This is a genomic window from Pseudoalteromonas sp. BMB, from assembly GCF_001709235.1.
Lineage (GTDB): Bacteria > Pseudomonadota > Gammaproteobacteria > Enterobacterales > Alteromonadaceae > Pseudoalteromonas > Pseudoalteromonas maricaloris.
In genome coordinates this window covers 34,956-58,557 of record NZ_MBQA01000171.1, presented here as the reverse complement: position 1 = coordinate 58,557, position 23,602 = coordinate 34,956, and the positions used below count along the sequence as shown (strand labels likewise).

The 23,602-nt window shown below is 45.1% G+C and carries 22 protein-coding genes; 14 read left to right on the top strand and 8 right to left on the bottom strand.

The genetic code is table 11. From position 1 onward, the window contains the following. A partial coding sequence (locus BB427_RS24645; RefSeq protein WP_217492912.1) for a hypothetical protein occupies positions 1–226 on the bottom strand: 226 nt, incomplete at its 3' end. A gap of 71 nt (positions 227–297) precedes the next feature. Between BB427_RS24645 and ampD the strand changes: the two genes are divergently transcribed. Both ampD and ampE read left to right on the top strand, forming a co-directional pair. Further along, a complete protein-coding gene (gene ampD / locus BB427_RS14715; RefSeq protein WP_069021504.1) occupies positions 298–840 on the top strand; it encodes a 1,6-anhydro-N-acetylmuramyl-L-alanine amidase AmpD in 543 nt (180 codons plus the stop codon). A 6-nt stretch (positions 841–846) separates the two neighbouring features. Beyond that, complete coding sequence (ampE, locus tag BB427_RS14710; RefSeq protein ID WP_069021502.1) at positions 847–1,698, top strand: beta-lactamase regulator AmpE; 852 nt, start codon at positions 847–849, stop codon at positions 1,696–1,698. 71 nt (positions 1,699–1,769) lie between these two features. On the opposite strand, the gene BB427_RS14705 is transcribed toward ampE, so the two are convergent. Continuing rightward, a complete protein-coding gene (locus BB427_RS14705) occupies positions 1,770–4,271 on the bottom strand; it encodes a PilZ domain-containing protein (RefSeq protein ID WP_069021500.1) in 2,502 nt (833 codons plus the stop codon). A gap of 128 nt (positions 4,272–4,399) precedes the next feature. On the opposite strand from BB427_RS14705, the gene radA reads away from it, so the two are divergent. The 6 genes from radA to BB427_RS14675 all read left to right on the top strand — a co-directional run bounded on the left by radA (position 4,400) and on the right by BB427_RS14675 (position 11,147). Beyond that, positions 4,400–5,770 carry a DNA repair protein RadA gene (radA, locus tag BB427_RS14700; RefSeq protein WP_010370516.1) on the top strand — a complete coding sequence of 457 codons (1,371 nt, stop codon included), beginning with the start codon at positions 4,400–4,402 and terminating at the stop codon, positions 5,768–5,770. Between the two features lie 15 nt (positions 5,771–5,785). Continuing rightward, complete coding sequence (locus BB427_RS14695; RefSeq protein WP_069021498.1) at positions 5,786–6,709, top strand: DUF945 family protein; 924 nt, start codon at positions 5,786–5,788, stop codon at positions 6,707–6,709. A gap of 196 nt (positions 6,710–6,905) precedes the next feature. After that, positions 6,906–7,469 carry a UPF0149 family protein gene (locus BB427_RS14690; RefSeq protein ID WP_026000986.1) on the top strand — a complete coding sequence of 188 codons (564 nt, stop codon included), beginning with the start codon at positions 6,906–6,908 and terminating at the stop codon, positions 7,467–7,469. A 2-nt stretch (positions 7,470–7,471) separates the two neighbouring features. Further along, positions 7,472–8,782, top strand: a complete 1,311-nt coding sequence (gene pepP / locus BB427_RS14685; RefSeq protein WP_069021496.1) for a Xaa-Pro aminopeptidase — start codon at positions 7,472–7,474, stop codon at positions 8,780–8,782. Between the two features lie 12 nt (positions 8,783–8,794). Next, the gene (gene ubiH / locus BB427_RS14680; RefSeq protein WP_069021494.1) at positions 8,795–9,967 is read left to right on the top strand and encodes a 2-octaprenyl-6-methoxyphenyl hydroxylase; all 1,173 of its coding nucleotides are present in this window, start codon (positions 8,795–8,797) and stop codon (positions 9,965–9,967) included. A gap of 10 nt (positions 9,968–9,977) precedes the next feature. Then, positions 9,978–11,147 carry an FAD-dependent monooxygenase gene (locus BB427_RS14675; RefSeq protein WP_069021492.1) on the top strand — a complete coding sequence of 390 codons (1,170 nt, stop codon included), beginning with the start codon at positions 9,978–9,980 and terminating at the stop codon, positions 11,145–11,147. 151 nt (positions 11,148–11,298) lie between these two features. Here the strand turns inward: BB427_RS14675 and BB427_RS14670 are convergent, their stop codons facing one another. After that, positions 11,299–12,144 carry a LysR family transcriptional regulator gene (locus tag BB427_RS14670; RefSeq protein ID WP_010370532.1) on the bottom strand — a complete coding sequence of 282 codons (846 nt, stop codon included), beginning with the start codon at positions 12,142–12,144 and terminating at the stop codon, positions 11,299–11,301. A gap of 129 nt (positions 12,145–12,273) precedes the next feature. Here BB427_RS14670 and BB427_RS14665 point away from each other — a divergent pair, with 129 nt between their 5' ends. The 4 genes from BB427_RS14665 to gcvP all read left to right on the top strand — a co-directional run bounded on the left by BB427_RS14665 (position 12,274) and on the right by gcvP (position 17,566). Continuing rightward, positions 12,274–12,849, top strand: coding sequence for a hypothetical protein (locus tag BB427_RS14665; RefSeq protein WP_010370535.1), 576 nt, complete (start codon positions 12,274–12,276; stop codon positions 12,847–12,849). Between the two features lie 85 nt (positions 12,850–12,934). Beyond that, positions 12,935–14,017 carry a glycine cleavage system aminomethyltransferase GcvT gene (gene gcvT, locus BB427_RS14660; protein ID WP_010370538.1) on the top strand — a complete coding sequence of 361 codons (1,083 nt, stop codon included), beginning with the start codon at positions 12,935–12,937 and terminating at the stop codon, positions 14,015–14,017. 76 nt (positions 14,018–14,093) lie between these two features. Beyond that, positions 14,094–14,483, top strand: coding sequence for a glycine cleavage system protein GcvH (gene gcvH, locus BB427_RS14655; protein ID WP_039491974.1), 390 nt, complete (start codon positions 14,094–14,096; stop codon positions 14,481–14,483). Between the two features lie 182 nt (positions 14,484–14,665). Further along, a complete protein-coding gene (gene gcvP, locus BB427_RS14650) occupies positions 14,666–17,566 on the top strand; it encodes an aminomethyl-transferring glycine dehydrogenase (protein WP_069021490.1) in 2,901 nt (966 codons plus the stop codon). Between the two features lie 460 nt (positions 17,567–18,026). On the opposite strand, the gene BB427_RS14645 is transcribed toward gcvP, so the two are convergent. Then, positions 18,027–18,341 (bottom strand): hypothetical protein, encoded by a 315-nt coding sequence (locus tag BB427_RS14645; protein ID WP_069021488.1) that lies wholly within the window; start codon positions 18,339–18,341, stop codon positions 18,027–18,029. 529 nt (positions 18,342–18,870) lie between these two features. On the opposite strand from BB427_RS14645, the gene BB427_RS14635 reads away from it, so the two are divergent. After that, positions 18,871–19,308, top strand: a complete 438-nt coding sequence (locus BB427_RS14635; protein WP_039492017.1) for an acyl-CoA thioesterase — start codon at positions 18,871–18,873, stop codon at positions 19,306–19,308. Positions 19,309–19,625: 317 nt separating this feature from the next. Further along, complete coding sequence (locus BB427_RS14630; RefSeq protein ID WP_069021484.1) at positions 19,626–20,627, top strand: fatty acid desaturase; 1,002 nt, start codon at positions 19,626–19,628, stop codon at positions 20,625–20,627. A 30-nt stretch (positions 20,628–20,657) separates the two neighbouring features. Here BB427_RS14630 and BB427_RS14625 read toward each other — a convergent pair whose 3' ends face one another. The 4 genes from BB427_RS14625 to BB427_RS14610 form a co-directional block, all read right to left on the bottom strand. Then, the gene (locus BB427_RS14625) at positions 20,658–21,158 is read right to left on the bottom strand and encodes an RNA methyltransferase (protein ID WP_069021482.1); all 501 of its coding nucleotides are present in this window, start codon (positions 21,156–21,158) and stop codon (positions 20,658–20,660) included. A 287-nt stretch (positions 21,159–21,445) separates the two neighbouring features. Continuing rightward, on the bottom strand, positions 21,446–21,760 hold the full coding sequence (locus BB427_RS14620) for a DUF6172 family protein (protein WP_010370561.1): 315 nt from the start codon (positions 21,758–21,760) through the stop codon (positions 21,446–21,448). Between the two features lie 238 nt (positions 21,761–21,998). Beyond that, positions 21,999–22,772, bottom strand: coding sequence for a hypothetical protein (locus tag BB427_RS14615; RefSeq protein ID WP_069021480.1), 774 nt, complete (start codon positions 22,770–22,772; stop codon positions 21,999–22,001). A 150-nt stretch (positions 22,773–22,922) separates the two neighbouring features. After that, complete coding sequence (locus BB427_RS14610) at positions 22,923–23,426, bottom strand: hypothetical protein (protein ID WP_069021478.1); 504 nt, start codon at positions 23,424–23,426, stop codon at positions 22,923–22,925. Positions 23,427–23,602 lie beyond the last annotated feature (176 nt).

Sequence of the window (23,602 nt, the reverse complement as noted above, 5' to 3'; positions counted from 1 at the left end):
CGTTGTTTGCTGTGATTTGATGTCGAACGGGTATGTGTTTTCGTAGCAGCGACTTTATGTCGCGACGGTGTGTTTGAAGTGCAAAGGCTTGTTTGTAAAGAATGAGTTGATGGCTAAAACGGAGGTTGCGGGGTAAACCCGCTGCTACGGTTATTGTTTGCCAGCTACGATTTGATATCGAACTATTATGTCTTTTATGTCCCGGTACCATCGTTACATTACACATAAATCCATCCCTACCTTTTGTCTTATTTTGTCTTTATAATCGAATGCAAACCAAGGCTTGGAACTAATACTTTGAATTGGCTACCTTTTGCTAAACATAAGCAATCCCCACATTACGATGAAAGGCCACAAGCGTGTGAGATAGATTTACTGGTGATCCATAATATCTCGTTGCCCGCAGGGTGTTTTGGCACGCCGTACGTGGAAGACTTATTTATGGGCACGCTGGACTGCGGCGCACATCCAACTTTTTCTGACTTGGAGGGAGTAAGGGTGTCGGCGCACTGCGTTATACGTCGTGACGGTAGCATCACCCAATACGTTCCCTTCATTGAGCGGGCTTGGCATGCAGGAGTGTCGCAGTGGCAAGGCCAAACGCGCTGTAATGACTTTGCAATTGGTATTGAAATGGAGGGGACAGACACCACGCCATATACCGAAGCGCAATATGCGAGTTTAGTAAAAACAACGCGTTGGCTGCAGCAGCACTATCCAAAGCTGACGAATGATCGTATTGTAGGGCACAATGATATTGCTCCAGGAAGAAAGACAGATCCAGGGGCTGCATTTGATTGGCAGCATTATTTTACCTTGTTAAATAACCAAGAGAGCTAGGCAAGCATGATCTTAATTTCTATCATCATCGCGCTTATTATTGAACGACTTGGCGCGCGGGCGAACTACTGGCAAGCCGACCATTACCTGCAAAGTTACTACGCAAAAACCAAATCTTGGACTCAGCCAAATGCCATGTTGGGTTCGCATTTCGGTGTGATGCTTTGGTTAGTTATTCCTGCATTGATCGTTGCTTTTATTTACAGCCTAAGTGACTTTGTGTTTTGGCAGTTTGCAATCAATATCTGTGTACTCTTAGTCTGTTTTGGCTGTGCAAAATATCGCAAGCTTTATAAAGGCTATTTGAATGCGCTGACTAGAGGTGATAACGAAGCGGCTACACTCTACGCGTTGCAAATGGGGCAAGACAAATTAGAAGATGAGCCGGGCGGCGAGACGTTTGGTCAGACGCTTTCGTGGATCAACTTTCAACATTACTGCGGAGTTATTTTTTGGTTTGTGGCGTTGGGCGCGCCGGGCGCTGTGCTATATGCGATGGTAAGACAAATTGTGCATTGGCATCATGAGCAAGAAAATCCGCCGCTACAGCATGTGTTTGAGCAGTTTTGCCGGTTATTTTATTGGCTAAATTGGCTTCCTGCTCGGATCGCAAGCTTTGGTTTTTTGATCATCGGTAACTTCAGTAAAGGCACGTCAAGTTGGTTGAAGTATGTGCTAGATTTTAAAACCACAAATCGTCAAATCGTCACAAGCACTGCACTTGCGGCTGAGCAAATTGAGCAACAGTTTTTAGGTTGTACCTTTGAAGCAAGCTGTATGATGCGCCTCGTGAAACGTAATATTTTGTTTTATCTCGTGATTATCGCAGTATTAACCCTATTTGGTTGGGTGGAGTAGCCCTAGCTGCAAATTACACACCTTTATAACAAATGCTCCATATACTGTAAGGGCATATGGAGCAGTTGAAATCAGTGTTTAAAATTGGCCTCTAACCAGCGCTTTTTCTGCTCTTCCATTTTGGTAACAAGCGGCGCATCAAAGCCCATGTTTCGAACCACATATTCCGTAACATCTATCAAATCACACACCCCAGTTACTGACCAAAGCGCTTCTTCTAGGTCTTTTGCTTTGTGGATTGCATAGTGGCTTACATAGCGCAGCTCATTCGCAAGATAATCCATATCTGGGCGGCCAGTTTTTGATACATAAAGCTGATAGACAAAGAGTAGGTCATTGCGTAGCGCTTTTTTAGCATACAAATACAGGCTATCAATGGCCTCTTCATGGGCAATAACTTGCGCACCTACCGCTTCGTGTTGACTGCTTTGGTTTGGATCAAACTTAATAAACACCAAGTATTTGAGTGGTTTATCCTGTCGCGATTTTGTTTTTAGAATTTCGGTGAGCTTTTCTTCGACGAAACGGTCGGGGAAAACGGCTTTGGCGTCCAAGGTGTTATCGTCATTATCGCTAAACGAATGCAGTAAGTGGTGAAGGGATGTCGGGTACAGCCCCTGTCCAATTGCTCCCACCGCATTATGTGAAGTTTCTTTGTGTAAATAAAGTGGAAACTGGCAAACGGATTTAGTCACCATGTTACGCAGCGCAAGTGATAGCCCCGGTACTTTCGGCGCTTCATCACAAGCAACCAGCTTGTCTTTATTGCTCTCAATAAGGGCTTTAAAGAACCCCATGGCAGAATGGTCGAGTTGACCTATTTTCTGCACTTTCAAGTTAATGATAGTTTTAGTTTTATTGACCATCATTACTTCATAGCGCAAATTCGTTAAATTGTGCTGTTTCGTCAGTCTCTGCAAATCGACTAAGTCTAAGTGTATCGAGTCACCTTTATTCAGCGGCATTTCTTGGCCGCATTCTATTTGTAAACCCATGACAGAAAAATCACGGGTAACACACTTGAACGTGCCTTGACCATCAATATGAACGACGACATTGGTTTTATATAGGTAGCGTCTGTGCGCACGCAAGTTAACGTATTCTAACGCAACCACCTCAAGCGGAGGGGGAGTGGCTGACTTGCCGTGACCGAACTTCTTTAATTGATTAACTAAACTTTGTTCGTAACTCAGGCGTTGGAATCGCTCAGTGATAGACGGGTTTCCAATATCTGTCAGTAACATAAGATATTTTACGTCTTGGATAAAGCCTTGCACCCTTGGGGTGGGGCGTTTATTTAGCTTTTCGACATTTTTGCCTGCACTTGCGGGAAGCGAAAGCGGGATAAACGCATCCTCATGATGGCTTGGCATGAGTTGTACTTTAAACGTGCGCCAGCTGTCTTTTTGGCTGCCAAAGGCAAAGAACAGATCGTTTAGTTGCTGCATTTCTTCCAGCTCAAAGTCAAAGGCTGAGTAAAAGTACATTTTGCCTTGACTTGAGTGAGTAAACACATGGCATACCGCTTCTTTTACCGCGCCAGAAAGCGCAAGTAGTCGCTGCATTCGTTTTTGGTTGAAGACGGAATAAAGGCCTGATTGTTTTCTTTCGTCTTCAAAGTAGTAATTAATATGGGCGTTATTTTCGTTGGTAAGCACCATGCTTGGATAAAGCTGTTTTTGTTTCTCACTGATGAAAACAAACAAAGAGCAGACGCGTGGAAAATAATACTGTTCGTAGCCTTTACAAACGACGGCATCCAAAGTGTTGTCGAGATTTATCTTATAGCGGCGTTTGTTACCGTGTATAAAACTATTTAAAAAGTCATCAAACCCTTGGTTTTTCTCGATAAAGGTGCGTTTTAAGCGAACTTGGTTGTATTCAATTGTGCCGGGTTCTACAGCGACGACTTCATACTGAATACCTTCTTTCAAGCCAAGTTCAAAGTCTTGCTCGAGACCCACTAAGCGGATCGAAATAATTTGTCCGGGATCTACCTGTTGATTGGTCGGTAATTTTATTTTAGCGCCGCTGAGGGAAATATCGGAGGTAGTTGCGGAAACCTTAGGGCGGTTTTTTGCCAGTTCCACAGTGATCTTAATGGAGTAATTCATGCGCTCTTCGGAGCGGCTTTCGTACGACGCGAAACGGACTAGTTTAGTGTAATTATGATTGACCGCATCCTTTTCTACTTCTTCTTCGCGTGCTTTGGCCTGCTTTTGCATGACCTTATAATTATTGTCGGTACTCATTACGGATTCGTAAACTGCAAGGGTATAACCCCCATGTTTAGCGACTTCCCGCTCGAATACTTCGATTGCTAAGTCATCCATAAAGTGCTGTTTGCCTTCATATTCATAAGGCTTAACTTGACCTGCGACTTGTCCTCTGAGGTCAATAAATCGTGCCACGGGCTGAGATAGCCGCGACATTTCCATTTTTAATAGAAATTGGTCCGGCTTGGATAGGTCCGCAGTACGTTGCTTAAATATGCGATCAAAAGCCGGATCGCCAAGATCCAGCTTTAAATCTTCAATTAAGCTTTGATATTTTTGTAATCTATCTTCAGGCATAAACAGTTTTACACGCGCTCATTTTATGTGACCAGTTGGGTCACCGCCAATATTATGTCAACATTGGCGCTTTATTAGTTTATTCTTAACCTATTATTGTGTTTAAGCAAGATATATACCTGTAATTTATGGCAAAAAAGAAAACAGCATTTGTATGTAGCGATTGTGGTGCCGAATTCGCGCGTTGGCAGGGCCAGTGCTCAGAGTGTAAGGCATGGAATACCGTAACAGAATTTCGCGTTCCATCAGCAAAATCAGTCCCTCAAGGCGGTTCAACGTCAGGTTATGCTGGTCTTGTTGAAGCTAAAGTACAAACCTTAGATGAAGTTAACCTAGAGCAATTACCGCGATTTTCAACAGGCTTTAAAGAGTTTGACCGTGTACTTGGTGGTGGTGTTGTACCGGGAAGTGCAATATTAATTGGTGGTAGCCCCGGCGCTGGTAAAAGTACGGTGTTGCTGCAAACTATGTGTCGCCTTGCCGAAACCATGAACACTTTGTATGTCACTGGTGAAGAGTCGCTGCAACAAGTTGCCATGCGTGCGACACGGTTGGGGCTGCCTACAAATAAGCTTAAAACACTCGCAGAAACCAATGTTGAGACGATTTGTCAGCTCGCGCTTCGTGAAAAGCCAAGTATTATGGTTATCGACTCAATTCAAGTAATGCATATGAGTGATATCCAATCGGCTCCCGGGTCGGTTTCTCAAGTACGTGAAAGCGCTGCTTATTTGACGCGTTTTGCCAAAACTAATCAGGTTGCCATTATCATGGTGGGGCATGTAACTAAAGATGGTACACTGGCCGGCCCTAAGGTGCTGGAGCATTGTATTGACTGCTCCATTTTACTGGAAGGCAGTGCCGACAGCCGCTTTAGAACATTACGTGGCAATAAAAACCGTTTTGGTGCTGTAAACGAGTTGGGTGTGTTTGCTATGACAAGCCAGGGCTTAAAGGAAGTAAACAATCCTTCGGCTATTTTCTTAAATCGTGGTGAAGCGCAAACACCAGGCTCATTAGTCATGGTTATTTGGGAAGGCACGCGACCATTACTCGTGGAAGTCCAAGCACTAGTCGACTATTCACAGCTCGCCAACCCTCGTCGCGTCACTGTTGGTTTGGAACAAAATCGTTTAGCCATGTTACTTGCTGTATTGCATCGTCACGGCGGTTTACAGGTGTCGGATCAAGATGTGTTTGTAAACGTTGTAGGCGGTGTCAAAGTGACCGAAACCAGCGCTGATTTAGCCTTAATAGCCGCACTGGTTTCAAGCTTTAAAAACCAAACGTTAGACAGGCAGCTGGTGGTATTTGGTGAGGTGGGGTTAGGAGGTGAGATCCGACCGGTGCCTAGTGGGCAAGAGCGGTTGCGTGAAGCATCTAAGCATGGCTTTACAAGAGCGATTGTACCAAAAGCTAATAAACCAAAAGAAAATATTGAAGGGATGGAAATTGTTGCCGTCTCTAGCCTTAGCGAAGCGCTTGAGGCACTTTTTTAAATAATGGAGTGAAATATGAATAAGTCCACATTAGCAGTTGCCGTTGTGGTGTTAGCAGGCGCAGGGTATGTTGGCGCAAACTATTATGTAAATGAGCAAGTGAAACAAGAGATCACCAAGCAAATCTCAAGTTTTGAACAGCAAAGTGGCCTTACGGTGAGTTTTGCAAATAGCTCGGTTGATTTATTTTCTCGCGGTGTAGAAATTACCGATTTAACGATCTCACAACCTGATGAAAAAATAGCACTATTTACCATTGATAAGCTCAATATTGTCGGTTACGAGCAAGACAAAATCAGCCCCTATACTGAACTTGACCTAGTTGGTTTAAAATTAGCAAAAGAAGCAGCAGAGTTTACCCAAGGGATGTCGCCGGAGCTGGTCAATGCAACTTATCATTTAAAAACAAGTCTTGCCTATGATGATGCATCTGGTGCCAGCGAGGTGAAATTCGCAACGTCGGCAGAAGGTATTGTAAAAACCTCTTTTAATGCTGCGTTTGGAAATAGTAAGGCCTTTATGGATGCTTCATTAGCGGCATCAAAAATTCAAAGTGATACACCAAACCTTGAACAAGAGCTTCAAGTGCAGTCGCAAATGATGACAGCTATGCAATCGCTCGAATTAAAATCGCTGGCTGTGAATATTGACAATGCAGGCACCTTGCCTCAATTCATAGAAGCTGAACTTGCACAGCAAGGAATGACAAAAGATGACTTTGAAGCGGTGACAGCACAGCAGTTAATGTATTCACCGATGCCGCAAGAATTAAAAGATGCAATCACGGGTTTTGTATCTGGAATGGAGTCTTTGTCAATTTCTGTGACCGTACCACAAAGCCAAAATATGATGGCGCTTGGGCAACAGCTATCTTTGGCTATGGCACAAAATCCAGAAACACTGTCTGAACTTATCAAGATCAACGCAAGCGGTAAGTAAAGCCAATCCAGCTAGTTTAACGGGATTGTGGACTTGCTCTGCAATCCCTCCACCTCTTACACACCCATTCATTCGCCATATCTATTTCACTAAATTGATGAAATCTAAAGCAGCCTTGAGGTTGATCATACAATTCGTTGGAGTTGCAAAGGCTGCGGTGGTAGCATTGGAGTATCAATTGCTTGGGAATGTATTTATGAGCGAATTCAAAGACTACCAGCAAGCTCAATTGCTATTAGAAAAACACGAACTATTTATTGCCCCTGCCGAAGTTCACGGCACCATTTCTGGGCTATTGGCCTGTGGTCTGAATATCGAAGATTCAGAGTATTTAGGGCTATTGAGTGATGTATTTAACGATGGTCAAAAATTTTCAGCACCAATTAGAGAATTTTGCATCGATTTATATAAACAAGTTGCCGAGCACTTTAACGACGGCGAGTTCCAGTTTGAACTATATTTACCGCCAGAAGATGAGTCATTACATGACCAAGCTAATGCACTGATTGCTTGGGTATCAGGCTTTTTACTGGGCTTTGGTTTAAAGCAAAAAGATTACGGTAAGTTATCTGCAGATGTTAAAGAAGTGATTAACGACTTTAGCGAAATAACTAAGCTTGATACTGGTTTTGAAGACAGCAACGATGATAAAGAAGCACTGCTCGAAGTGGTAGAATATGTGCGTGTTTCTACACTGTTATGCTTTGCCGAAATGGGTAAAGAGCCCCAGTCCGTTAGCACATCAAAGACGATACATTAATTATGATAAAAAACAGCGAGTTTGTAGCACGCCGTGCGCGTATTATTGCGGCACTAGATAACAATGCCGTAGCGATTATTCCTGCGGCCGTAGAGTTAACCCGTAGCCGCGACACTGAATTTCCGTTTCGCCAAGATAGTGACTTTTTTTACCTGACGGGATTTAAAGAGCCGGATGCGGTTTTGGTGCTTACGAAAGACAGAGACGGCAATGCGCAGTCTACGCTGTTTTGTCGTAATAAGGATAAGGTTGCTGAGATTTGGCATGGTCGCCGGATGGGCTATGAGCAAGCTAAATCGCAACTAGAACTTGACCAAACCTTTGCGCTGAGTGACTTAGACGACGAGCTATTAAATCTCGTGAATGGTCGCAAGGTATTATTCTACGGACAAGGCACATATAACGCCTTTGATGATAAGGTTTGGCAGTTACTAAGTACATTGCGTGGCGCACCGAAAAAGGGCTATCGTGCCCCTGAGATCATCAAAGATATTCGCCCACTCGTCCATGAAATGCGCTTATTTAAATCGGATGCTGAAATCGCCATCATGCGCGAAGCGGGCAGAATTAGTGCTGAGGCGCACAAACGCGCGATGCAGTTTGCAAAGCCGGGCGCAACGGAATACCAGCTTGAAGCCGAAATTCATCATCATTACGCAATGAATGGTGCGCGTCACCCAGCCTATGGCACCATTGTTGGCAGCGGCATCAATGCGACGATTTTACACTACACCGACAATTGTGATGCGCTACTGGACGGCGACTTAGTACTGATTGATTCGGGTTGTGAACTTGAAGGCTATGCGGCTGATATAACTCGCACTTTCCCTGTAAACGGCCAATTTACTGATGCGCAGCGTAAGATTTATGAGTTGGTATTGGCGGCGCAAAATGCGGCCTTTGGTGAAGTAAAACCGGGTGGTACATTAGTTAAAGCCAATCAAGTGGCGATGACTGTATTGACTCAAGGACTAGTAGATTTAGGCATTCTTGCGGGCGACGTTAACGAACTCCTAGAAGCGCAGGCATGCAAAGCATTCTACATGCATGGTTTAGGTCATTGGCTAGGTCTTGATGTTCACGATGTCGGTGAATACAAGTTAGATGAAGCGGATCGTCCATTTGAACCTGGCATGGTACTTACCATTGAGCCGGGTCTGTATTTTGACGAAGATGCGCAAGTTCCTGATGAGTATAAAGGAATTGGCATTCGTATCGAAGATGATCTGTTGGTCACCGAGTCAGGTTATGAAAACTTAACCGCACTGGTGCCAAAAACCATCGCAGAAATAGAAGCATTAATGAATAACTAGTGGACACTTTGCGTGCAACAGTTTGATGTCGTCGTGGTTGGTGGTGGTATGGCAGGAGCCAGCGCCGCCATCGCCATAAAAAAAGTCTCTCCGCAGGCAAAGATTGCGGTTATTGAAGCCTTTGCGCCAAAAGGTAAACAGCATCCAAGTTTTGACGACCGTAGTATTGCGCTTGCTGCGCAATCGGTCGCATTTTTGGGCGAGCTAAATCTATTTAATCCCGAGTGGCAGTACGTTGAGCCAATTACACAAGTGAATGTTTCTGACAGAGGTCACTTTGGTAAAGCGTGGATCAATCCTGAAGACTACAACCAAAAAGCGTTAGGCTATGTGGTTGAAGTCAATCCCTATGGCAGCTTTTTACACGAGCAGTTGAGCAATCTTGATATTGCACTGTTTTGCCCAAACCAAGTGGCGCATATACATCAACAACCAGAGCAGGTTGAACTGACGCTCGATAATGGCGAGCAATTACAAAGTCGATTACTGGTTGTTGCGGATGGCGCGCAATCTCCCACGCGGGCTAAGCTCAATATTGGCTTTGATAGCATAGGCTACGAGCAAGGTGCATTGATTGCCAATGTGCAAATCGACACGGCACATCGTGGTCAGGCGTTTGAGCGTTTTACTGAACATGGCCCGATGGCACTTCTGCCAATGAGTGATAATCGTTATTCGCTGGTGTGGTGTATGCCAAATGAGCATCTTAGCGAGTTTGAAGCGATGACAGCACACGAGTTTTTAGCTGCATTGCAGCAAGCCTTTGGATATCGCGCTGGGCGCTTTGTGCAAGTGGGTATGAGAGCAAGCTACCCTCTAGTGCTTGGGCGAGTAGAGCAACTCACTCATCATCGCGTGGTGGTGATTGGCAATGCGGCGCATGCCATACATCCCATTGCAGGACAGGGCTTTAATTTAGGTCTACGAGATATTCAAGTCCTAACCTCACAATGTCAGGCAAATACGCCCGATGAGTGGGGTAGTTTTCAATTTACGCGTGCTTATCAACTGGCGCGAGCGCAAGATATTAATACGGTGATGACATTAACCGATGCGCTCGTTCGACTATTTTCAAACTCATCAAGAACCTTAGCCTTTGGCCGTAGTTTAGGTCTACTTACCATGGCGCTGTCCAAAACAGCAAGAGCGCCGCTGGCCAAGCAATTGATGGGATATAAAGGATAAAGGAGTTGGCATGCAACAAGTTCAAGTTTGTATTGTTGGTGGTGGATGTGTTGGTTTAACGTTGGCGCTGGGGCTTGCGCAGCAAAATATCTCGGTATTAGTGCTAGACAGTGGTGAAAAACCAACACCATTGGCACAAGAATACAGCGCACGCGTGAGTGCGATAAGCGCTGCAAGTCAGGCTTTATTTGAGCGCTTGGGCGTGTGGCCTGATATTAAAGCGCAGCGCGCCGCAGCATATACTCGTATGGATGTACGCGATAAAGACAGCTTTGGTAAAATCGCCTTTGATAATGTCTCGTTAGACTTACCTGAGCTTGGTCACATCATTGAAAACGACGCCATTCGCTATGCGTTGTTAACAGCACTCGAAGCACAGCAATCGGCCAAACTGATGTGGAACACAAAATACCAAAGCTTGCATCAAACAGACACAGATGTGTTGCTAACCTTAGCTACTGGTGAACCTGTGATGGCTAAACTAGTGGTGGCGGCTGATGGCGCACGTTCGGCTATTCGCCAGCAGTTTAATATGCCAATCACGTATTGGGATTATGACCACCATGCGCTGGTTGCAACGATAAAAACCGCAGCGCCTCATGATGCAACAGCAAGACAAGTGTTCCTTCCTGATGGACCGCTGGCCTTTTTACCGCTTGATGACCCATATACTCATTCAATTGTATGGTCTACCGCACCGGATAAAGCAAAGCAGCTACAAGCCATGCCGGTCGAGGCGTTTAATAAAGCATTAAGTGCTGCAATTGATATGCAGTGCGGTGTGTGTGAATTGATTAGCGAAAGACATGTTTTTCCTTTGACCATGCGTTATGCAAAACAATGGGTGCAAGGGCGGATCGTTTTAATGGGCGATGCGGCACATACCATTCACCCGCTTGCAGGTCTTGGCATGAATTTGGGGTTAAAAGACGCTGCGTATCTGATCACCTTGTTATCAGCACCGCAAGAGCAATTTGCCAGCACACGGATACTGCGCCAATATGAGCGCAGCAGAAAAGCAGATGCCCAAAAGCATATTGCCATGATGCAAGGGCTTAAAGAGCTGTTTACAGGCAATCACCCATTGAAAAAGCTAGTGCGTGGTGTGGGCCTGAGCTTGGTCGACAACCTCGGCCCAATCAAGCATTTGTTCGCCAAAGAAGCGATAGGCGGTAAATAAAAAGATCCCCGCGTAAAGCGTCTCTCACATAAGCTTTATATTGCTGGTAGGAGCGGGTTCACCCCGCGATCGTTTCAACAATCTCGCCGTATAAAGCGTCTCCCACAGAGATTTTATATTGCTGGTAGGAGCGGGTTTACCCCGCGATCTTTTAACCTAACCTCAATGCGATAAACTCAGCAAGTTTATCAACCGCGTGGGCGGATTCTTGGGTGTTTTTGACAAGGCTGATACCGATTTGGCCGAGTTCGGGTAATATTTGGGTTTGGGTCTGATAAGGCAGCTCTGCTGGCACGGTGCTTTTGGCCAGTACGGTGATCCCAAGTCCCTCTTTTAAAGCAGCGGTAAGGCCAGTTAAGTCGGCGTTGCTATATACGATACGGTATTGTAATCCAGCTTGCTGCAACGCCTCGATAGCGCGGCGGCGATAAATACAGCCCTCTGGTGCGGTGACTAAAGTGACCACCGAATGCTGAGCAAGCGATAAATCGCCAACCCAAACTAATTGATCCTGCATAAAGACTGGATATTTAGAGGATGAGAGTTCTTCGTTAAGCGCTAGCACCAAATCAAACTGGTCTTGCCTTACCACAGAAAGTAAGTGTTTACTCAATCTTGATTTAACTTCCAGCGCCACATCAGGATATAAAGAAACGAAATCGCCAATAATAGAAGGTAAGATCCGTGCTGCAAACTCACTTGGAATGCCTAAACGCACTCGGCCCGTCACACTCTCAGAGGTAAATTGCTGAATAATTGCATCGTTCTGCTGCAGCATTTGTTTGGCTAGGGGCAAAAGTAGCTCACCATATTGATTCAACACCTGCCTTTGGCCCTGCTTTTTAAACAGCTTGCAACCTAGCATGTCTTCTAAACGTTTGATTTGCAAGCTAACAGCAGGCTGAGATAAGCCAAGCAACTCACCGGCCTTGGCAAAACCACCGACATCAACCACAGTGACCAGTGTTCTTAATCCATCAATTGATAAGTTTTTCATATAAGGAAATGCAATTTATAAAACCCAAGTACATTAATATTATTTATCAATTGATAAGTAAATACAATTTGTTGTTGAGTTTGCGCATCCTTATACTTTTGCTCATCGAAATTTCACTAAGGTAGTGCCATGAGCGTCACGCCAATTATCTTTGCAAAGCACCGTCAGGGCAGTGTTCCGGCGCAAAACCATTACATGCCAACTGATGCTGTTGTTGTACTCGATTTCAGCGGCTTTGAGACCACGCCTTTCTTAAGCCAAATTCTTGCACTTAACTTGAATAAGTTAATGGCACCGGGCTTAGGTTTTCAAGGCAAACTAGACAGTGGCGAAAATTTCGCCGTGTACTATTTTAGTGAAACGGCTTACCGTTTTGTTGTAAGTGAAAGCGCAGCCGCTGAGCTGGCAACACTGATTGATAGCCATGCTGACGAGTTTGATATTGAACTGGTACGCCGTCATGATTTAGTTGCTGCCACCATAAGCGGTGAGCTTGCGTTTGAGCGTTTAGTCAGTGACTTTACGTTAACGCCAGGCCTTAGGATCTCAGATAAAAATGCCTGCTATGGCAAGCAAAGCGGTGAAGTATTTATTACGACCTTGCTGGTGGACGAACAGCAACAGTATCAGTTGATTGCGCAAGCTGCTGTGTTAGATAAGTGGCAAACGACGCTCACTGACGCTGGTTTTAAACTCGTTTCATAAATTCCGTGCAGTTATCGTAAGCGCGATAACAATAACCCCCTCAGCGCCAACCGATGGTGGCTGAGTAAAAAAGTGAAGGATAAGTATGACTTCTAAAACAGTACTACACGCGAAGCACCTAGAAGCTGGCGCGAAAATGGTAGACTTCCACGGTTGGGAAATGCCAATCAATTATGGCTCACAAATTGAAGAGCACCACGCGGTGCGTCAAGACGCGGGCATGTTTGATGTTTCACACATGACGATTGTTGATATCGAAGGTGTAGACGCAAAGGCATTTTTACAAAAGCTAGTTGCAAACGATGTAGCTAAGCTTACTGTGGCTGGTAAGGCGCTATACACAGGCATGCTAAACGAGCAGGGCGGCGTGATTGATGACCTTATCATTTACTTCTTCACTGAAACGCAATATCGCCTAGTAGTTAACTCTGCAACACGCGAAAAAGACCTTGCACATATCGGTGCGGTAGCAGCAGATTTTGAAGTGACAGTTACTGAGCGTCCTGAGTACGCGATGATTGCGGTACAAGGTCCAAACGCAAAAGCAAAAACAGCAACTATCCTGGACGAACAACAACAAGCGGCTGTTGAAGGCATGAAGCCATTCTTTGGTGTGCAAGCTGGCGACCTATTTATCGCAACAACAGGCTACACTGGTGAAGAGGGTTATGAGATCGTAGTGCACAACGATGGTGCGGCGGACTTATGGCAAAAATTATTAGACGCAGGTGTGCGTCCAGCTGGCCTAGGTGCACGTGATACGCTACGTTTAGAAGCGGGCATGAACCTTTACGGCTCAGACATGGACGAGACGGTGTCTCCACTTGCAGCGAACATGGCATGGACAATTGCATGGGAGCCAGAGGAGCGTGACTTTATCGGTCGTGCAGCTATCACTAAACAGCGTGCAGAGCAAAGCACTGATAAGCTGGTAGGTTTAGTCCTAGAAAGCAAAGGCGTATTACGTGGTGGTTCTAAAGTTATCGTAGAAGGTGGCGAAGGTGTTATCACTTCTGGTACATTCTCACCAACTTTAGGCTTCAGTGTAGCGCTTGCGCGTGTACCTCGTTCAATTGGCGAGACTGCACAAGTTGAAATGCGTAAGAAGCTAGTTGATGTTAAAGTAGTTAAGCCAAGCTTCGTTCGTAACGGCAAGTCAATTATCTAGTTTTTATAGATAATAAATAGAATAACATTGATGTCGCTCACGGGGTGACATCGCAACCGACCAAAGGAACAAAAAAATGAGCAACATTCCTAGCGAGTTAAAGTACGCTACTTCACACGAGTGGGTTCGCGCTGAAGGTGACGGCATATACACTGTTGGTATCACTGAGCACGCACAAGAACTTCTAGGCGACATGGTATTCGTTGAATTACCAGACGTAGATGATGAAGTTGACGCAGGTGAAGACTGCGCGGTAGCTGAGTCTGTAAAAGCAGCATCAGACATCTACGCACCAATCGGCGGCACTATCGTTGAAATCAACGAAGACCTAGAAGATGCGCCTGAAACTGTAAACAACGATGCATACGGTGACGGTTGGTTGTTCAAAATTAAAGCGTCTGATGAGTCTGAGCTAGATAACCTACTAGACGCTGAAGGCTACGCAAATTCAATCGACGAAGACTAATTTGTTGATAGCAATAAAAGCCCCTTTTTAGGGGCTTTTATTGTTGCTTTTTGAGCAAGGGTGCTTGCTCAAGGTATGACGAGATCATGCCAACGTTTTTAGAATACTGCCGTTACCAAGGTATCTCATTTAGATAAAAACAGTATTCACCTTTTTCATTTGGATCATAGGAACCTGGACTAATGTCAAACGCCAAATCTCTTGAACAGTTAGAGCAAAAGCAAGATTTTATCCGCCGCCATATTGGGCCAAGCCCAGCACAGGTGAGCGAGATGCTAAGCGCTCTTGGAGTATCTAGTGTTGAAGAGCTGATCGGTCAAACTGTACCTGCTTCAATTCGTTTAGAAGAGGGCTTACAGATCGGTGAAAGCCGCACAGAAGTGGAAACCCTAAGTTACCTGAAATCAGTAGCAAGCAAAAACAAGGTTTTCAAATCTTATATCGGTCAAGGCTACCACCCAACGCACGTACCTCACGTTATCCTACGTAACGTACTTGAGAATCCGGGTTGGTACACTGCTTACACCCCTTATCAGCCAGAGATTGCGCAAGGTCGCTTGGAATCACTACTTAACTTCCAAACGCTGACTATGGACATTACCGGCCTAGACTTAGCCAGTGCATCACTGCTTGACGAATCCACTGCAGCGGCAGAAGCAATGGCGCTTGCAAAACGTGTATCTAAAGCGAAAAAAGCAAACATCTTCTTTATTGCCGACGACGTACACGTACAAACTATCGACGTAGTATCTACGCGTGCTGAGCAGTTTGGTTTTGAAGTAGTAGTAGGTCCTGCTAGCGACGCTGCTAACCACGAGATTTTTGGTGCGTTATTCCAGTATCCTTCAACATCAGGTGAAGTGGTCGACGTTACTGACCTAATCGCACAAGTACAAGACAAAAAAGCGATTGCCTGTGTTGCCGCAGACATCATGAGCTTAATGCTACTTAAAGCACCTGGTAAACTAGGTGCAGACGTAGTGCTTGGTTCTGCACAGCGTTTTGGTGTACCTATGGGTTACGGCGGTCCACACGCGGCATTCTTTGCCACGCGTGATGCTTACAAACGTTCACTACCAGGCCGTATTATTGGTGTGTCTAAAGACCGTTTAGGTAACGACGCGCTGCGTATGGCGATGCAAACTCGTGAACAGCACATCCGCCGTGAAAAAGCCAACTCAAACATTTGTACTGCACAGGTGTTACTTGCGAACATGGCTGCGTTTTACGCGGTTTACCATGGTCCTCAAGGTCTTAAGATCATCGCTGAGCGTATTAATCGCCTTGCAAGCATTCTTGCTACGGGTCTTAAAGCAAAAGGCGTGGCACTTAAGCACGATACGTGGTTTGATACCATTACCGTTAAAGCAGACGACGCTGACAAGCAAGCGGTTGTGGCGCGTGCAGTAGCAAAAGGCGTAAACTTTGCCCTTAACCACAACGGCGAATACTCAATTGCCGTAAACGAAACTACTACGCGTGCAGACGTAGCTGAGCTATTTGACATCATTTTAGGTGACGACCACGGCCTAAATGTAGATGCGCTAGACGCACAAGTATCAGGCGAGAACATCACAGGTATTCCTGCAAGCCTAGTGCGCGACGACGAAATTTTAACGCACGCAAACTTCAACAGCTATCACAGCGAAACCGAGATGCTGCGTTATATCAAGCGTCTTGAAAACAAAGATTTAGCACTAAACCACTCAATGATCTCATTGGGCTCGTGTACTATGAAGCTAAACGCAACCGCTGAAATGATCCCAGTAACTTGGCCTGAGTTTGCAGAGCTACACCCGTTCTGCCCAATCGATCAAGCACAAGGTTACAAGATCATGATGACTGAGCTGCATGACTGGCTTGTGAACATCACAGGTTACGACGCAGTATCACTACAGCCAAACTCAGGTGCACAAGGTGAATACGCAGGTCTTATCGCGATCCGTAAGTACCATGAGTCTCGCGGTGAAGGCCACCGTAACATCTGTTTGATCCCAAGTTCAGCGCACGGCACAAACCCAGCGTCTGCACAAATGGCAAGCATGAAAGTGGTTGTGGTTGACTGTGATAAAAACGGTAACATCGATATGGAAGACCTGCGCGCGAAAGCCGCAGACGTAGCTGAAAACCTATCGTGCATCATGGTCACTTACCCGTCTACACACGGTGTGTACGAAGAATCTATCCGTGAAGTATGCGACATCGTGCACCAGCACGGCGGCCAAGTATACATGGACGGCGCAAACATGAACGCGCAGGTTGGGGTAACTAGCCCAGGTTCAATCGGCTCTGACGTATCACACTTAAACCTACACAAAACATTCTGTATTCCACACGGTGGCGGTGGCCCAGGTGTTGGTCCTATCGGTGTTAAATCGCACCTAGCGCCATTTATGCCTAACCACAGCGTGATCAACGTGGAAGGTACAAACGTAGGCAACGGCGCGGTTTCTGCGGCACCTTACGGCTCCGCTGCTATTCTACCTATCTCGTGGGCATACATCGCGATGATGGGCAGCGAAGGCCTAAAACAAGCAACAGAAATGGCAATCGTGAACGCTAACTACCTAACGGCTAAGTTGAGCGAGCATTACCCAATTCTATACCGTGGCCGTAACGACCGCGTTGCCCACGAGTGTATTGTTGATCTTCGCCCACTGAAAGAAGCCACAGGCATTACCGAAATGGACGTTGCTAAGCGTCTACAAGATTACGGCTTCCACTCACCAACGATGTCGTTCCCAGTAGCGGGCACACTTATGGTTGAGCCAACGGAATCTGAGTCTAAGGTAGAAATCGACCGCTTTATCGAAGCCATGGTTTCTATCAAAGGTGAAATCGACAAGATTGCATCTGGCGAGTGGTCTATCGAAGACAACCCATTAGTATTTGCGCCACACACGCAAGCAGACGTACTAAGCAACGACTGGAACCGTGCATATGATCGCCTCGCAGCGGCATTCCCAGTACCAAGCGTAGCAAAAGACAAATTCTGGCCAACGGTAACCCGTATCGACGACGTATACGGCGACCGTAACCTAATTTGTTCTTGCCCCGCGGTTGATACTTACCGCGATGCGTAAGGGTTTGTAAATCGCGCTTGAGCGCGACTTAGCAAATATTGAAAAGCCGCCCTTTGTAAAAAAGGGCGGCTTTTTTGTGGATGTAGATATGGTAGTGGCTCGTGTTTGACTCTTTTCTTGGTTTGTGGGAGCGGCTTCACGCCGCGATCCCTTATAGCAACGCATAGCTGAGACTTCACACCAAATCTCTACGTAGGTCGCCATTTATGGCGACAAATAATATACCTCTCTGGTTTTGCCTCGCCGGCGAAGCGACAAAAGGTACAGTTGAAGGCTGGATTCAAAAACAAGTCGCGACATAAAGTCGCTGCTACGAATTGTTCGTAGCCTTAAATGGCAACCATCAAAAGATCGCGGCGTGAAGCCGCTCCCACCCGATCAACTTCAGCTCGGTATAGAGCTGCGTAGTGCTTTTGCCGCCATTGCTTACAGTCAGGCCTTGTTGTGTGCATTTACCGCCTTAATGGACGGTAATAGGGAGATCGTTTACTACTAACGATTGGCCATTTTGCTGAGCTCTAAGAAAACTGGATACCAAAACGTCGTTGGATAGGGTGCTGATGTCGTTAACGGTTTCGACCATGCAAAACGTAATGGACTCCCAACCTAAATCTTTAATAAAGGCTTCAAGTTTATTGATGTTATCTTCGTAGTTTTCGTCTGTGGTTAGCAGGCCGATGGAGTGTTTGTTGCCGAGTTTGTACTTCCCTTGCTGAGTGATGGCGCATTTGGCGTAACCACTCAACACATAAACTGTATTTGTGCTTTTGTTCATATTGGTGACATGCTTGAGTTTAATTCTGATTTTGATTTCAGATGCATTTTTTAAACCAAGCTTGTAAATATTGCTCCGCTGTTTGCTTATGTATTGAAAGTATTGAGAAAATTCATTGTGTATTTATCTTGATTATTGAACCCAGAAAAGGCGTCAATTTTTTGTGAGATAGAGTGATAGGGATTTCGCTTGAATTGTGTTTCTATCTAAAGCTACGCTGAAAACAAAGGGAGCTGAAGCATTACTTGTCGCCATAAATGGCGACCTACGTAGGGCACAATGCAAGAGCAAAGCTATAAAACCCAGCTTTTTCCGTGTGCTTATATCTGCCGCTTTGTCGAGATCAAAAGGAGCTGAAGCATTATTTGTCGCCATAAATGGCGACCTACTGGGCGTATGGTTGCACTGTAAAATGCTGGCTTTGCATTCCTTATCCTAGCAAGTTGTCTTTAAATCATCTCATTAATCTTGTTGCTGGTACGATGAGTTGTTACTCTCAAGTTCAATAAATAAAATTAAAGGTAACATCATGCAGGAATTTTTAGAAAAGTTTGCAATCACCACCAAAGTGAATGTGGTATGGGGCGAAATGGATGCGTTGGGGCATGTGAATAACGTGTCGTATTTTCGTTATTTTGAAACCGCGCGAATCGATTTTTTGACTCAAACGGGCTTACTTTCGGTATTATCAGAGCCTACCCATAGTCCGGTTTTGCGTGATACGTACGCGCAATATAAAAGACCCGTTACTTTTCCAGATACCTTGTATATTGGTTCATATATTACCGATATCAAAGAAGACCGCTTTACCATGCGCTATGAGGCGTTTAGTGAATCACAACAAGCAGTATGCACAACCGGGTATGCGAATGTGGTGATGTTTAATATGAAAACAGGTAAAAAATCGCCAATTCCAGAGAATATGCTAGCCATTTTGAAGCAATATGAGATGGACGATAATCAATAGAAGTGTAGAGTTTAGGTATTGCTTTGTATCGATGTTTGAAAAACTGTCGCGGCATAAAGCCGCTGCTACGGGAATATAAGATGGATGATAATCAGTAGAAACTCGGAGTTTAGGTGTCGCGTTGCGTTGTTGTTTTAAAGCTATCGCTGCATAAAGCCGCTGCTACGGGAATATAAGATGGGCGATAATCAATAGAAGCACGGAGTTTGGGTGCTTCGTTGCGTTGCTGTTTTAAAGCAGTCGTGGCGTAAAGCCGCTGCTACGGTAATACGAGATTGCGTTATGATTTTGATATCAAAAAGTGAGTAAAGCGACCAATGCCAATATTAACTGCGAGGCAGAATATCAAAGCGATAGTGACTGCTATCCAAGCTGAAGAGCAGTTGCTTCGAACGCGTTATCCTATTTTAAATCAGCAAAACGGTATTGCTATGGTTATTTTGCTGTTGTCGTTAAGTGCGCTAATTGGTGTTGCCTCGCTTTACTATTTTGCCGTTATTCCTGTATGGCTGTGTATTATCTTAGCGGCTTTTATTACCTCTATTTCTCATGAACTTGAGCACGATTTGATCCACAAGCAGTATTTTAGTGACCGCCCATTTGTACATCACTTTATGATGTTGACGGTGTGGCTGATGCGGCCCAATACGGTGAATCCTTGGTATCGCAGGCAAATTCATTTACATCACCATAAAGTGTCTGGCACTGAACAAGACTTAGAAGAGCGCTTGGTGGGTAATGGTATCCAATCTCCTTGGTTGCGAGCTGTGGTGGTTACAGACGGGTTGTTAGGTTTATTATTGAATGCCAAGCGGTTTAGTCGAGAAATCAAGGGTTTTACGTTTTTGCAGGTCTTTAATGCTGGCTTTCCGCTTGCCACGGCTTATTTTGCGACTCTATATGGTGTGATTGCTTACTACATGCTGCAATTTGTTCAGCCATTTGAACTACCCAAATGGGGAGCTGAGTTACTAGCGGTTGCTGAGTTTTTAATGGTGGTGCTGATTGTGCCTAATATGATCCGCTCAGCATCTTTAAACCTCGTCACATCTTCAATGCATTATTATGGTGGCGTGAGTAACGTATTAGAGCAGACCCATGTGATCACCAGTCGCTGGTTTTTACCGTTTCAGTTATTTTGTTTTGATTTTGGCCGTACGCACACGATCCATCACTTTGTACCTAATCAACCGTTTTATATTCGGCAATTGATAAGTAAAAAAGTACGCCCAGTTATGGCTCAGCACGGAGTACGTTTTGATGACTTACAAAGCCTAAAAAATGCAAATCACTACCCGGTCGAAGAGCGGGTTAGTTAAAAATAAAAAGATGCTTACAGCAAAAACTTATCAAACCGTGAGGCGGTTATTGATATCACGGCTGGTGAGTATCTGACTAGCATCAAATCCAGTTGAGCGTTTTGCCATACGGTCGTATAACAACACGTTGACTGTCGCGGCTAAGTTCATGCAGCCTGTGGTTGGTACATACACCACGGCATCGGCGGCATCCACGATTTCTTGTGGCAGGCTGCCATCTTCAGGACCAAAAATGTATAACGCATTGTCGGGGTGAGCAAACTGTGGCAGTGGAGTTGCGCCCTCAACCAGCTCCACACAGACAAGCGCACGGCCAGCTACTTTTAAACTGATAAAATCATCAACTTGTTTGATGGGAATGTTGTCGGCAACGTTTTTTGTATCCGTATGATACTTTGCAGCCCTTGCATAACGATTGCCACTAAAGTAGATGGCTTGCGCATCATAACAACCTGCGGCCCGTAATACGCCACCCACGTTGGTTGGTGATTTAGGGTTTACCAATCCGATTGCTACAAATGACTCACTCATACTTTTTAATTCTCACTATACCGGCAGTAGTACCACCAAAAATTCGACGAGCGATTGTATCATGCGCGTGATTTTGTGCCAGTTGGTATTGTTGGGGGAGAGCTGGTGATGTTGTCGAGCTAAAGCTCGACCTACGCTTTTGCCTGGGATTGGGTAATCTGCGTTCTTGGGTAGAGCCGATGTTGTCGAGCTAAAGCTCGACCTACGTTTTTACTGGGGTCGAGCGATCTGCGTTTTTGGGTAGGGCAGATGTTGTCGAGCTAAAGCTCGACCTACAGGCGTTGGGCTTAGTAGTCTTCTAACTCATCGTCAGATAAATCGTTTGATTTTCTATAGCCTGGCTTTGCTAAAATCTCAACATAAAAGGAAGTGAGGTTTTCAGTTTGCGTTTTATCAATCAACTTGTTTAGTTGTGATAGGTGCACCGGCTCGGCTTCAGCTTCTGTGTTACCAAACTTACAATCAAAATCCCAATAATCAGCTCCTGCTGGCAAAGTTTTGTTGCGCTCGCGCTTTAGGTATTTTTTAAGCTCATGCTTAACCGCGTCAACGCGTCTTTCAAGTTTGATTTTAGGGTGAATTAGTTCAAATGTCTTTTTCATAGTTGCCTTCAAGCAAGAAATACTCAATCGGCAAAACAGTATGCCTGAGTAGATAATGTGTATTGATTTAAGCGTAAAGCTTACGCGCGAATAAATACAGGAATGTAATAGGATATTTTACGTTATATTTTGTGAACTGGCGAGGGACTTTATGAGTGTCCAAAAGAATAAAAGCTGAGTTGGTTGCGCGAGTTCGCAGCCAACTCATATTACTAACGTAACCATTGATAATGGCGGATTAATTCGCTTTTGGTTGCGTTTGAGTTGTGGGGGCTGCGGCCAATTTACGCTCCAAACGCTCTAGTTTTTCTGCCAGTGCGGTTTGTGTCATCTCTATTTGGGTAAGGCTTGCGCCGATCTCTATCTGTTTAGAGTCTCTGCTTTGCGCTTGAAACTTTAACTGATCAACATCGCCATTAATGGCTGCAATTTGATTTTTTAGCACACTAGCGGCTTGCTGTTGTTCTTCTAATAGCGATAGTTTTAAAGCAAGCTCCGTTTGACTCTGCGATAGCGTTTCTACTTTGGTAGTCGTACTGGTCTGGTTTTTAGCGTTATTACTTGCTTGCTCTTCGAGCTTTTTGATGTCTGATTGGTTTCTTCGCCACGCTGACGCCCATAGTTTATCCATCTGCGACCAAAGCTCGTCTGTGCGCTCGGTTAGTGTGTTCAATTTTGCTTGCATTGCACCCGCGGACAAGTCCATCTCTTCATCTGTGGCGGTGAGGGTATGTTCAAGCTCGGCAATGCGATTTGTTGATTCGAGTAATTGTGCCCGGGTTGTTAAGTTTTGTTGGTATAGCGCAAATGCCGCAGCGGCCAACGCAATAATCGAGATTGCACCTAACCAATTCGTCATCCCCATCCCTTTGGTGGGCTGGCTTGTTTGTTTGGTACTTTCTTTTGGTGCTGAGGTTTTACGGCTCGCTTGAGTGGTGGAGTTTTTATAGGCTTCAACCTGATCTAAATCTGGCGTAATACTGGGAAGCTCAGGTTCAATTCTCTTATCCAACGTACTTTCCTCTTTTTTGAGATTTATAAGGAGCCTTAGCAGCTTACTTGAAAATAACGCAATATGGAATCGGCTGGGTTAAGTGAGTCGATGGAGAAAGGGGAGAGCTTTGTCGATTATAAAAGCCAAAGGTGCTTTCTGGTTTCGTAGTTAATTTGAACTTACCGTTACTGTGATGACATCTGAGTAAGTACCCGCGGCATTTAGGCCGTTGGAAAGCGGGGTGATATTCAACGGCGTTGCTTTGGTTTCACCACTACTACCGGTACCTGCAGCTGTTGCATTGGTGTGCTGATATACACCATTTTGCAGATCTATCCCTTCGCTATCACCAATATTTAGGGTGTAAGCCAGTTTGCTGCCTTGACCATTATCGGAAACTAAAAATCCGCCATTGGCAGAGCTATAAGAAGTGGTTGCGTTTTCGCCAGTATTGCACCAAACCTCTAATACGCCAATCTGCTGGGTTGTTTGGGATGCGTCTAGGTTTAGTCCCGTAGTGTTGTTTTCAGTACTAATTGTTTTGCAAGTGGGGTCTATAGTGCCTTCAAAGGAGAATTTACCTTCAGAAGCCGTTGTATCAATAACTGCAGCATGCACAAACATAGGTGCGCTTACTAAAACTGCAAAGAGTGATTTTTGTATGGTGTTCATGGCTTCTTCCCCCCTCAAATAAAGTACAGCAGTTATGTCTCAATTTGCAAGTGAAATGCCACGGGCTACGGGATATTTTATCTGTAGGTTTGGGGAGAGTAGAACATTATCTTAGCGCTATAAAGTAATCGCCGGGATGTATAATTACTTGCCCGGCCATTTACTTTATTTGGGGG